Source organism: Bacillus fungorum (assembly GCF_002746455.1).
GTDB lineage: Bacteria > Bacillota > Bacilli > Bacillales > Bacillaceae_G > Bacillus_A > Bacillus_A fungorum.
The window spans coordinates 1-12502 of record NZ_NWUW01000052.1; the positions used below are offsets into that span (position 1 = coordinate 1).

10 protein-coding genes and 2 pseudogenes are annotated in these 12502 nt (G+C 33.3%); 10 read left to right on the forward strand and 2 right to left on the reverse strand.

All coding sequences use genetic code 11. From position 1 onward, the window contains the following. The 10 genes and pseudogenes from CO726_RS29210 to CO726_RS32905 all read left to right on the forward strand — a co-directional run. Positions 1-225: hypothetical protein (locus tag CO726_RS29210; protein WP_099686616.1), on the forward strand; the 225-nt coding region annotated here is incomplete at its 5' end. A 14-nt stretch (positions 226-239) separates the two neighbouring features. Further along, a pseudogene (locus CO726_RS33090) lies at positions 240-553 on the forward strand (hypothetical protein). A 376-nt stretch (positions 554-929) separates the two neighbouring features. Next, a complete protein-coding gene (locus CO726_RS32040; RefSeq protein ID WP_169513107.1) occupies positions 930-1094 on the forward strand; it encodes a hypothetical protein in 165 nt (54 codons plus the stop codon). Between the two features lie 173 nt (positions 1095-1267). Next, entirely contained in the window at positions 1268-2596 is a 1329-nt protein-coding gene (locus CO726_RS29220; protein ID WP_245916830.1) for a radical SAM/SPASM domain-containing protein, read from the forward strand. Positions 2597-2612: 16 nt separating this feature from the next. Next, positions 2613-4067 (forward strand): radical SAM/SPASM domain-containing protein, encoded by a 1455-nt coding sequence (locus CO726_RS29225; RefSeq protein WP_099686618.1) that lies wholly within the window; start codon positions 2613-2615, stop codon positions 4065-4067. A 66-nt stretch (positions 4068-4133) separates the two neighbouring features. Next, the gene (locus tag CO726_RS29230; protein ID WP_099686619.1) at positions 4134-5375 is read left to right on the forward strand and encodes a zinc metalloprotease; all 1242 of its coding nucleotides are present in this window, start codon (positions 4134-4136) and stop codon (positions 5373-5375) included. Next, complete coding sequence (locus CO726_RS29235; RefSeq protein WP_099686620.1) at positions 5323-6069, forward strand: ABC transporter ATP-binding protein; 747 nt, start codon at positions 5323-5325, stop codon at positions 6067-6069. The genes CO726_RS29230 and CO726_RS29235 overlap by 53 nt, the downstream gene beginning before the upstream one ends. Then, on the forward strand, positions 6060-8612 hold the full coding sequence (locus tag CO726_RS29240; RefSeq protein WP_099686621.1) for an ABC transporter permease: 2553 nt from the start codon (positions 6060-6062) through the stop codon (positions 8610-8612). Before CO726_RS29235 ends, CO726_RS29240 begins: the two co-directional genes overlap by 10 nt. 498 nt (positions 8613-9110) lie before the next feature. Next, positions 9111-9578: a S1 domain-containing protein gene (locus tag CO726_RS32700; RefSeq protein ID WP_099686623.1), complete on the forward strand. Its 468-nt coding sequence runs from the start codon at positions 9111-9113 to the stop codon at positions 9576-9578. Further along, a complete protein-coding gene (locus CO726_RS32905) occupies positions 9578-9700 on the forward strand; it encodes a hypothetical protein (protein ID WP_281259863.1) in 123 nt (40 codons plus the stop codon). Before CO726_RS32700 ends, CO726_RS32905 begins: the two co-directional genes overlap by 1 nt. A 61-nt stretch (positions 9701-9761) precedes the next feature. On the opposite strand, the gene CO726_RS29255 is transcribed toward CO726_RS32905, so the two are convergent. Together CO726_RS29255 and CO726_RS29265 are read right to left on the reverse strand one after the other, a co-directional pair. Next, positions 9762-10715: a tyrosine-type recombinase/integrase gene (locus CO726_RS29255; RefSeq protein ID WP_099686624.1), complete on the reverse strand. Its 954-nt coding sequence runs from the start codon at positions 10713-10715 to the stop codon at positions 9762-9764. A gap of 1203 nt (positions 10716-11918) precedes the next feature. Continuing rightward, positions 11919-12502, reverse strand: a pseudogene (locus tag CO726_RS29265) (hypothetical protein); the annotation flags it as partial.

Below are 12502 nucleotides of genomic sequence, written 5' to 3' on the forward strand. Positions count from 1 at the left end.
GAAATTTATTATGAAGCTGCCACAGACACTAAATTAGGAAGTAAAATGGATAGTTTATCTTACACAATTATTCCTAATGAGATTAAAGAAAAAATAGAAGCAGCTGCTTCATTATCCTATATGGAAAGCGTAGAGATGTCTCAGCAATTAGCTGTCATATATCAAAATGAAATTAACATGTATGGTAAACCGGAAAAACTGTACTTTGAGTATACAAATATGTAAGAGGCGAGAAGGCATTGAACTATTTGGTTCAATGTCTTTTTTTAATAAACTATAGAGAAAGCAAAGGAACAGGATGTAATAATGTTCTTCAATACCATCAATATAAGCAGTATACCGTTATATCTATATTTGATTTATCGAGAGCAGGAAACGATTCTCACGCTCTTTACTTATTTAGCAGACGCATTGATTCACTTCAATCAAGATTTATTCTTAGCTAAAGATGAATCTGGCCTCTTATATTGGTGTAGAAGAAATTTCAAAGGATTACATAGTATACCATGATGGGTTCTTTCAAGATTTCAAGCAGGTTTACAAATGTTATTAAGCATTACAAAACGTTGGAGAACCAGAAAACAATATAAAACCCTATTGGAGATAGTTCAGATTACTATTATTCTATCGGGAGAACGGATTTCTTTATGTATTTATTTTTGAATGTTTATAAGTTTTATAACACTATTTTTATACTTTAACATCTGAAAAGTCTGTCACGAAATATTCAGATTTATTGAGTTGATAATTACATATGATTCCATTTATTATAATTATTGAGCCGGCTCCAAATAATGGAAAATTTCTGGTATAGCAAACTAATTCTCAATGGATATCACTTTATTTTCATAATGCTATTTTATATCAGAATCCATTTTCATTTTATTTTATATGAAAACTTAGCAATTATAAAAGAGGGGGATTTGAAAATGGAAAATAAATCTTTTAAAATTCGTTCAGTTAATGACAATGAACAGCTTTGGACAAAGTTAGCTGATCAAATGGAAACACTTGAAAACAGGGATGAAATGAAATGCTTTAACTGCTCAATTTGTTGTGATAATTGCTGCTTTAATTGTTGCTTCCAAATCTAATTTATACTTACAGTAAATAAACACACGAAATGCTTATATCTTTTAATAAATTTAGGTACTAAATTCATTATTTTCTGTTCTTGCCTAGCAAGAACAGAAAATATTTATACAAGGGTGATTTGATGATTATTAACAAGTATCATTTACGATATCCTTTAAACGAGGAAGTTCTAATGATTAATACCTTAACTGGTGCTGTAGATTTTTTTTCTCATGACTTAATTAATTTTATCGATACATTGCGATATAAGGATTATGAAAACTTAACTAACGAAGAGAAAGATGCTACTAAAATTTTAATTGATAGAGGTTACATATTTAAGAACACAGAGGATCGGGACCATAGATTATGGCAGGCTAAAAATATTGTGGACGCCGGAAATGAAATGCAGTATGTTATTTGCCCTACATATACATGTAACTTTCGTTGCCCATATTGTTTTGAAAGCCATAGCCTTCATGAGAAAATAACAACTTTAACCGAAAAACAACTTCAAGCAGTTATGCAAGCCATAGACATCTTTCATAAAGAAAGTGGTTATAAAATCGGTATGATTAACCTTTTTGGAGGCGAACCACTCCTTCCTTTTACAAAAAATATAGTCAAACAAATCTGTGAAGAAGCTGTTAATCGTAACTTCAAAATCGGTTGCAATACGAATGGCTATCACCTTTCTTCTTTTGTAGAGATTTTCCAAAACTACCGTGATCGAATGAGTATTATGGTTACAGTTGATGGACCGAAGAATATTCATGATCAACGACGTATAATGACGGGAGGTCAAGGTACATTTGATCAAATTCAAAAAGGTATTTGCGATTCACTTAATCATGGTATTCGTACCATTGTAAGAGTCAATATAGACCAAACGAATATTGATTATGTTCCACTTCTTGTAGACTATTACCAAAAAAATAAGTTATTTGAAAATGAAAATTTCTCAATTTCTTTTTCGCCTGTCACAGATCATACATGTAAAGGCTTAGGAGAAGACTTAATGAAGGGTTATGAAATCGTAAAAAAATTACAAAGAGATATCCCTGATTTTAAAAAATTAGAAAAACAAAAATCCCTTAACTTCGGAGCTGATATGTATCGTTTCTTTAAACCAATTATGCAATTAGATTCAGAATTAAAAAATAAAATCGAAATGGTTGTTCCCAATATAGTCTATTGTGAATCTGCTGAAGGGAAACGAGTTGTATTTGGACCTGATAACCATATATATGCTTGTCCTGATTTAGTTGGAAGATCAGAGTTCAAAATTGGAGATTATTTTCCTAAATTCTCTCGTCAAGATTGGAAGTGGGAAAAGTGGAAACAATTCAATTCCTTTACTATTCCACAATGTAAATCTTGTGCTTCATCTCCTATTTGCGGAGGAGGGTGTGCTGCTGAAGCTCTTATAGTTCATGGAAATTTGAATCAACCAAACTGTCCACAAACAGATAAACAGGTTTTCGAATATTTAAATAGCATTAAAGAAGAGATTTTGATATAAGGAGAGGAACTAAGCTATGATAGCAAGTACCTATAATTCAACATATAAATTATCTGATGGAAATTACGTTCTAATCAATTCACTAAGTGGTGCACTCGATATAATTAATACGGACATAAAAAAAGTGTTAGATGATATTAAGCGTAATAAAAAGTTAACTCTTTATCCTGAATTAGAAGAACTTCTCTCATTTTTAACAAAACGTGGCTATCTTTTTAAGGACCGTGATGAAGAATTAAATAAACTTACTATTATTCGTGATCGAATGACTGAATCTTTAGCAAATAGTAATTCTGGGGTTACTTTCAACGTATGCACAACATATATGTGTAACCTTCGATGTCCTTATTGTTACCAAGGTCATGAAATACATAAAATCTCACATGCTCTAAGCCCTATAGAGGTAGAAAAAATGTTCCAAGCAGTAGATAACATCCTGTCTATGGAGAATGAACGTGGTCGATTTGAGAATGCAACCCATCGCATGATGCTATATGGTGGTGAACCATTACTTCCAACAACTCGAAAGACAGTTGAACAAGTTGTTAAACGTGGGATAGAAGAATACGGCTTTCGTATGTACGCCATTACAAATGGTACATTCTTGCATGAATTCTTAGATTTTCTGGAGCCTTATAAAGAGAACTGGGATTATTTTCAAATTTCTATTGATGGACCGAAACATATTCATGATCAAAGACGTATTACAGCTGGTGGCACAGGAACATTTGATCGAATTGCTGCTAATATTTCACTGGCGTTAGAGCGTGGTTTCGCAGTAGGCTTACGTACTAATGTAAATAAAGATAATCTTGCATATGTAAAAGAATTAGCTACCTTTATCGAAGATCAACATTGGAATACTTATCCTAATTTTGGTTGGCAAGTATCTCCTGTTACTGATCATTACGGAGATAATCTACCTAATCACCTTCCAGAGCATGAATTACTCGCCGAGATTTATAATATTTTTGGAGATTTAGAAGAATTTATGGATAAATTTAACGCAAAACTCGGTACAGACCTTAACATTCGTACTTCTAGAATCCGTCAAGCCATACGTACTTTTGACTGGGAGAAGGTAAGTGAACTTGATTCCTGCTCTACTGTCATGCATAGCTTACCTTATTTTAAAGAATGTAGTGCGAGAGAACACCGTTTCTATGCATTTGGTGCAGAAGGTTTAATATACGCTTGTCCTGAGGCAGTAGGTAAGTCAGATACTGCAGTGGGTTCCTTTTTTCCTGAATACAATTTAGATGCTGATAAGCATGCTATTTGGGATCAAGATATCACTGACTCCAAACAGTGTAGTAGTTGTAGTATCTCGCTATTTTGTGGTGGAGGATGTGCCTATGCTAATTTAATGCGAAATGGTGCCATTAATAAACCTTACTGTAATGATTCACATCAAACCATTTCGACTTATATTAAGAAAAATGAAACTGCCTTTTTAGAACTAATTAAATAAAAAGATTTAACTCCACAAATACCTTTACCATTGTGGGGTTACTTTCTCTTAAAGGATGTGATCAATTTGACAGCATTGCAAAACTTCTTTCCAAAGCTAATTCCTTATGAAGTTTATAATATGGATGTTTGGGAGGAGGGACCTCGTTATTTAATAAAATTTGATAACGGATTACAATTAAAAGTCACTGAATCACTGAGAAATTTATTCAATTATATGGATGGAACCACATCCATAGGGGATATATGTACAATGGTACAGAAGAACCACGATGGCAATATTACCATAAATGAGTTAACAGAACTGATAAATGAACATCTATTACCAAAAGGGATTTTAGTTGGTTCCGAAAAAAAAGCATCTCATCACTCTGCAATTACATTTAGAATAGCAATATTCCACGCTTCTCACTTAAAAAAAGTATCCAAGTATTTCGAATTCTTATTATCCCAGGGCGTATTTGTTGTATTTAGTATTTTCTTCAGTATATGTCTAATACATTATTTTTTTCAGGCTAATACTGAAAATATATCAAACACATTTGGATCCGTTTATAAATTTGCTATTGCAATTTTACTGCTATTATTTTCTATGACTATCCATGAATTTGGCCATATAGTTGCTGCTTATCGATATAAGATACAACCTAAAGACGTCGGCATAGGTCTTTATATGATGCGGCCTGTTTTGTTTGTTGATTTAAGTGATACTTGGCGATTGCCTAGACGGCATAGAGTAGTTATTGACCTTGGCGGAATTTACTTTGAGTTATGGATATTTATATTTTTTGAGTTGTGCTATTTTATTTCAGGATCCCAAGAATTTTTTGTAGCAAATCAATTCATACTCATTACAGTTCTATATAACTTATATCCATTTTTACAATATGATGGTTTTTGGGTTCTTACTGACATTCTAGGTATTGCAAACTTGCATACTAGAACCTTCCAATTAGTAAAAAGTGGTCTCCTTGGATACTTTTTTTTCAAGCCTGATTATCGAAAGCAATTTAATGATACAATTAAGAGGATGAACAGACACTATAAAATAGCATTCCTTACATATGCTGGTATATACTTTTGTTCAGTCATCACTGCCATCTGGTTCATTCTTCGATATACCATCTATCTATTCACATCGCTAGACTCGTTCACATGGGGAAATGCAAAAGGTGCCATTATTGTAATAATTATAGTTTTAATTAGAACTATAATTGTCTTTACATTAAAATTTAAAAGGGCTGGGAGGGAAAAGGATGATAAACAAACAAACCATCCTTCAAGTAGAAAAAATAAAGAAAGCTTATGAAACCGAAGCAGGAACAATCCAAATTTTAAAAGGGCTTAGCACTCAATTTTATTCTGGAGAGGTTGTTAGTATTATTGGTCCTAGTGGAAGTGGAAAATCCACACTACTTGGAATATTAGGATCATTGGATACACCTACCGAAGGGCGTATTATAATTGAACAACAAGATATTACCTCCTTGTCAGAAGAAAAGCTGGCTGATTTCCGTGCAAAAAAGATCGGTTTTGTTTTTCAATCATATAATCTAGTCACAACAATGACCGCTCAAGAAAATGTTATGATGGCACTTATGTGCGCTGGAGTAAGAAGCCAAAAAGAAATGATAACAAAGTCTAGGGAAATGTTGGATCTTGTTGGGATGAAAGAGCGATATCATCATTTACCAAGCCAACTATCCGGAGGTCAACAGCAGCGTGTAGCAATTGCCCGTGCACTAGTAAATAATCCGGCCATTGTTATTGCTGATGAACCAACTGGGAACTTAGATTCAAAAACAGGAAAAAATATTTTGGACTTGATTTTCCAGCTACGTGATCAACTCCAGATGACATTTATTATCGCTACACACGATACGCATGTAGCAAAACTTTCAGATCGTGTTTTAAAAATTGAAGATGGTCTCCTCGTTCAAGAAACTCTTAACAACCATACACAATCTGGTGAACAAGAAGGTGGCATAACATCATGCTACTAAAATCTGCACTACGTAGTTTATCACGCAATCGTTTAAGAACTTTTTTTACAGTTTTCAGTATTTTAATAGGAGTAGCTAGTTTCTTTTCTATGTCTATGTTGGTAGAGCTGGTTCCGCGATCTATTCACGAGTCTTCTAAAATTCTTTTAGGGGGAGACGTGTCAGTCCAATCCTATTTAAAACCGATGGATCGCGAAACTCTTATTTCTTCAATTCCTACAGAAGAACAGAAAGCGCTCACAACTTCTTTATTAGGTCAAAGCATGGTCAAATCTGCTCGGAAAACAACAAGTTTAATTGTAAAGGGAATTGAAATGAATCACTACCCTTTCTTTGGTGATAATCTGTTTCCTAATATTCGTACCTTACACAAAGACGAACTACTACTTTCCAAAAATACAGCTGACCGTTTGCAAGTCAAAGTGGGAGATCGAGTAGAGATTCCTAACCGTTCTACTGGGGCAATGACCTCTTATAAAATTAGTGGTTTAGTAGAAGGTGTCCAAGAATCCTATGGTGATGCTTCGATTTTTGGAACTGCCTATTTACATTTAGATCAAGCACAGCTACTCTTAAATGTACCTGCAGGCACATTTAATGAAGCGTTAATCTTATTAAATGAAAATGTTAATATCTCTTCTTTTAAAAAAAATATTCAAAAGCAATTACCACAAAGTAGTGTAATAGACGTGCAGGATAAAGAGCTAGAGAAACAGAAAGATTTACGGATGTTGTTACCATTTCTTCAACTTTTCAGTATATTAGCTCTTGGAATTGCTGCTATTACTACTTCTAACACAATGAAAGTTATTATTGCTTCACGTACGCATGATATTGCTGTTATGAAGTCAGTAGGAATGAAAACTAAATATATTATTCGATATTTTCTATTAGAAGCATTATGGCTAGCGATTCTCGGAACAGTTGGTGGGATTGTACTCGGCTTATTAGCTAGCGTTTGGCTGACTTCCTATCTAGCAGACGTGCTTTCACTACCGCTACATTGGGGGATTTCATGGTCTGTAATTTTCACAACAATTCTTGTGGGATTAATTGTAACCTTCTTAGCTTCTTGGATACCAGTAAAAAGTGGAATGCGTGTATCACCACTTCAAATGTTACGTGATACTGAAAACACAAGTGTGAATTATACTTTACCATTTAAAAAGAAATTTCAACTTTTTATATTTACTTGTGGCATTCTTTCTATTTATGTTTACAATATAGCCTTCACAGCAAATACAAATGGAAACGCAGTCTTTAAGTGGTTTCTTGCCTTTTTACTTACAACTGCAGTTCTATTGTTTATTTTTACTTTTGTCCGTTTTATAGGATTTATATATTCTTTATTATTCAAATTAATTGGCGCCATGAAAAACATAATGCCACAAAGTCTCTTTCTTGCTTTACACAACATGGCTACTACAAGTAAACGAAATGGTTTATTAGCAGTTACCTTAACTATTGGTGTTGTTTCTGTTGTCTCTAGTCATGTATTTGCAGACAATTTAATTGAATCAGTTCAAGGACAATTGGAAAAAGAGGCAATGGGAAATCTTCTTATTACAAGTTCTATTCATGATGAAGGGAACGTCGAAAAGCAATTACACTCTATTAAGGACATAAAAGGATGGAAAAAAGGGTATCAATTAGATGGAAGACTCCAAAATATTAACGGGGTGGAAGCAGCATCTATATTCATGAAAAATATAAAAGATGATAAATTTTTTAGCTCAACTAAAATTTCAATAGAAGGGGTAGATACATCTCTTGACTCTAGAGCCTATATGATATCTGAAGGGCGTGATTTAGCTCTATCGGATGCAAAGGGGAAAAAAGCAATTCTTTTGGACAGCTATAAGAAATTAGGCGTGAAAATTGGAGATACAGTTGACATTCAAATTGGAAATGAATTAGTAAACTGCGAAATTATAGGTTTCTTTAAATCTGGTGTAGTTAAAACCGTTGGCATCCGTATTCCAACTGAAACATTAGCTACATATGGAAAACCAAGCCGAATTACTTATTCCTTAGATAGTGATCCTAAAAAAACAAATGCTATATTAACAGAATTAAATGAAAAACTTCCTAGTTCAGCAATGGCATATTCGATTGCTGCTACAGCCATCGATAGTCTTCAGTATATCATTCAAATGCAAAGTGCTTTCTTCTCAATTGTAGCATTGTTCGCATTTTTAACAGCTGTTCTTACAATTGGAAATCAAGTTGTCATTCGCTTACTGCAACAGACACGAGATGTTGCTATTATGAAAACAGTTGGTATGTCTTCTAGTAATTTGATGAAGTCCATCTTATTAGAAAACACGATTATCTCACTATCAGCTGGATTAGTTGGTGCTGGAATTGCCCTAGCTTTTTCAGGCATTACTTTACGATTCTTATTTCAAATGCCGATGAAAATAGATATGACTTGGTCTATTTTAGGTATACTTTTGTCTGTTTTAACAACAACAATTGTTGTATGGATAGCAGCAAAACAATCATTATCAGCTAAACCTATACACCTTTTACAAAATAAATAAGCAAATAAAGAAAGGAGCGTATTTTGATTACAGATTTTCCGAACGGGAAAGCCCACTACAGTGCGATAGCACCCCCTTTAGGGGTGGGATGAGAGTGAGGTCAAATGCGATGTACAGATAAAATACCGAAGGTATGTTCTGTACATCAAGTATTTGAAATGGTATAATTTTCATAATAGACAAGTAAAAGTCTCTAAAACAATCTCGTTCTCTGAAAACAGAATACATATGAGGTTGGAGTAACAAATTCTTCTACTCCGTAAAATGTATTGAGTCGTCAAGCACAAGACGCTAAAACACATTTGAGAACTCACAATCTGACTCGTTTGGTAATAGAACGAGTGCCGTATCTGCTATATGCACTGGATACGGAGTGGTGATGGCACACCGCAATCTTGCACGTCAGCGATACTAGAAATTAGACTTCGCCTTTGGTAGCAAGAATCCCACTGACGTTAGTCAGCTTGTGGCTTTAGCCATGGGAGTGTCAAACACAAGATAAGCTTCCTTTATGCAAGAACTATAACTGAAGCTATCAAAAGATTTCAGGGAATATATACACAATATGCTGAGCAAGTACCTTTTTATATCAGAGAAGTACATACAAACGAAAAAATAATCATTGATACAGACACGGGTGAAGTACATTGTATTGGAGATAATAATATGTTAAGAAAATGCTTAGAAAATCTTATGCACTCACATACTCCAATTAATTGGGTTCCTTTACTCGAGACTCATCAAAATATTATACAAGAGCCTCCTTCATTTATAATCGATACAGCGTGTCTCAGTAAAGATAGCTCTCTATATAATAAGATTGGAATTGATATGTGGGAAAACACTCTTCAGATATCATTATATAGCCACGGAGAGTTTTGGAATGCTCTTAAAAGATTTTTGCAAATTGAGATCTTGTCTGTTTGTGAATTAGAGCAATTTATAAAAGGGAAGAGGAGTTTATAATGGAATTTAAGGAGCTTATGAAGTACATAGAAGAGAATAAAGAAGAACTTTTTGATGAATTAAATAAAGATAATCAAAGTGTAATTAGTACAATAGATATGAAAACAGTAGAAGAAAAGTAAAATAATAAAAAGGCGTAATTCATTTGTGAATACGCCTTTTTGTTTGTTGTTTTTATCTCTTTTAAATTGAATTCAGATATTGATAATATCTTTTTAAAGATATTTTAGTTTTGAACCCCATCCTACTTACCAAATCTTTTTCAGTTACTCCTTGCTTTATAAGACGGAGAATAAAAGTGTTTCTCATCTGCTGTGCAGAAATACGCCTATTTAACTCCGCTCGTTTCACTTCAAGTCGGATCATCTTTTGTATAGCAACTTCAGACAAAGCTTTTGGCGCATCCTTTTCGTACACCCAACGATACGTACCTCGATTAAAATCAAATGCCACAAATAGGGGATTATCTGTGTGATGTCGAGGCCTTACAGGTTCTGGAATAGTCGTGTAATATTTGTAAAGTTGCTGCGTATCTTCCATAGTTAAAGAGACAGACCTAGTTGCTCCATTTTCCCCAGGTACCATTAAGGTATTTCTAGCAAACTGTATATGGCTCATATTAAGCGATATAAGCTCTTGCAAGGACAACCCATAGTTTACTACTAAATTTATAATACAAACGTTTCTATCCATAATAAGAGGGCGATATTTAGCTTGTCTTCCTGTTAATCCCTTTGTTGATAGAACAGTTTGTTTTATAAGCTTTTCTTCCACTTCGGTAATAAAATCATTGTCATTTAGTGATTGATCCGGAATTAAAGAGAGATTAATACCATCCAATGGACTAACTATACCTAAAAACATGTGAAACTTCTTTAAAACTACCCATATTCTGTGTCTAGTTTTCTGAGAGTATTTACGCTTGTCTTCTAACTCAGAGAAATACGTCTGATAGTCCGCTTCAGAAAGTTCACTCCATGATTTGATATGTAGAAGTTTCTCATTTGCTCTTAGCCACTTATAAAAATCTTTAATATCGTAAGCATAACGTTTAATCGTGGATTGTTTCCGTCCTTTTTCTGTTAAATAAGCAGAAAAGGCTGCTAATGTTTCTTCTAAATTAATGTTTTCGCTCATTATAATCACCTAATTTCATAGGAATTATTATAACAGAAAATAAGTGAAAGACCTGCTACCGCCTTTTGCTACGCACAGTTGCTGGCATATCCAAAACGCAAACGGACAAACAACCCTTTGCATTTTGGATATGTTGATTATTGTTTATAAAGCAAAATAAATAGGGCTATCATAATACTCCAAAAAGGAACTCCTTTAAAAAGTCTAATCTCGTTATAGCTATTCATTTCTATGCAAGTTGTATCTTTAAGTACAGTCATGTTTAATCCTCCAAATATGAAATGTTTATTAAAATGAAAAAAGGACAAACCTCACCCTGGTAGGGATGCGTAGGTTTGTCCTTTTTTATGAGGGTAATGATATGTTTAATTACCATTATTATAACTGAATTTACAAATATTTTCAATTAGGTCCGACATCTTATTAACAAGCATACTAGCTGTATTAAAAATCTATTATAAATATATATCTTATATATAAAAAAGAAATAAAGATAAAACTATTATAGGTTATCAAAAATAGGGGAAAGATCTACTCCCACAAGGGAAAATTTCATGTTAGAACCTAAAAAATCATAAATAGTAGAAAATGTATTCGTAGATTCAATGATTATTAGACTTTTAATTCTACAAAAAAACAGAAAGAAAATACTATATTTCTACATGAAATCAGAAAGAATTTGATACCAAACGCCTTATATATATTCAACCCCGTAAATAGGAATTTTTTTACTTATTTTGATGATCAATTTGATTTTAACCTTCTAATTATCCACATTTTATTCAGATTAGGCTGCTATTTATTAACATTACCCAGTATTTACACATAACTCACATTATTATTGATGATTTTTATTAGATAAATATAACAACATTAGTAATTACAATAATTTTAGAAGGATTATATCCACATTGAATCATATTTGTCCTCATATCCACTATTTTTATAATTTTCCTTTTGATTTTTTGTAGGTATTATGGGATAGGTTTTCATACAGTAGAGGAATACACTCTAGTATTATGTGGAGAGTTATGTATTGATAGAATCAAATTTGTATAGAAGTGCATAAAAAAAGACTCCATTTTACATGAAGTTCTTTCGATTTGGTATTTATAAATAGAGTAGTAAGAAGGTGTTACTAATCAGACAAACACGAATAGCCCTCCACTTTTGTTTTTTTCAAAAATAGAGAGCTAGTTGCTATTATTTTATTTCCATTGCGGTTAGCACCTGATCTGGAGCTGTTATTGTTACACCAGCACGTACTAAACGTTCGAAGGTACGCATAAACTCTAGTAAATGAAACTGTTTTGGTAGCTCAATCACACGCAGCTGCTCTTGCGGTAGCTTATCAATTGCCTCGATAAACCATTCACGCATATCACTTGGGATAGTACGGTCTTTATGGCCACGTACTTTTAATTTTTCACGCATTTCAATTTCTAAAGCGATATACGCATGGAGATTTACTCCCTGATCATATGCATATTTTCTAAATAACGTTTCTTCCTGGTATTTTAGATAATTACGGTGATAAGACTCTTCCGTCACTGGTACCGCAAACTTCTGCTTCAGTAGTGCATGTATATTTTTAAACAGCTTCTTAATGTTATGTAGAGAGTACATAGAATAATGTAAACCGAAATTAAAGACAGCTTGCTCACGGTCACTATTTCTCTCTTTTGGTATATGTTGTGCAATAAGAGGGTAGATACCTTCTTTCGCTGCAGCATCAAGGATTTGATATTGAGATGTTTGATGTAATAGTTTTTTCAATGTATATACAA

Coding starts and splice junctions, on each gene's coding strand:
- CO726_RS32040 (WP_169513107.1), top strand. CDS start 930: ATGGAAAATAAATCTTTTAAAATTCGTTCAGTTAATGACAATGAACAG.
- CO726_RS29235 (WP_099686620.1), top strand. CDS start 5,323: ATGATAAACAAACAAACCATCCTTCAAGTAGAAAAAATAAAGAAAGCT.
- CO726_RS29255 (WP_099686624.1), bottom strand. CDS start 10,715: ATGAGCGAAAACATTAATTTAGAAGAAACATTAGCAGCCTTTTCTGCT.
- CO726_RS29225 (WP_099686618.1), top strand. CDS start 2,613: ATGATAGCAAGTACCTATAATTCAACATATAAATTATCTGATGGAAAT.
- CO726_RS29240 (WP_099686621.1), top strand. CDS start 6,060: ATGCTACTAAAATCTGCACTACGTAGTTTATCACGCAATCGTTTAAGA.
- CO726_RS29220 (WP_245916830.1), top strand. CDS start 1,268: ATGATTAATACCTTAACTGGTGCTGTAGATTTTTTTTCTCATGACTTA.
- CO726_RS32905 (WP_281259863.1), top strand. CDS start 9,578: ATGGAATTTAAGGAGCTTATGAAGTACATAGAAGAGAATAAAGAAGAA.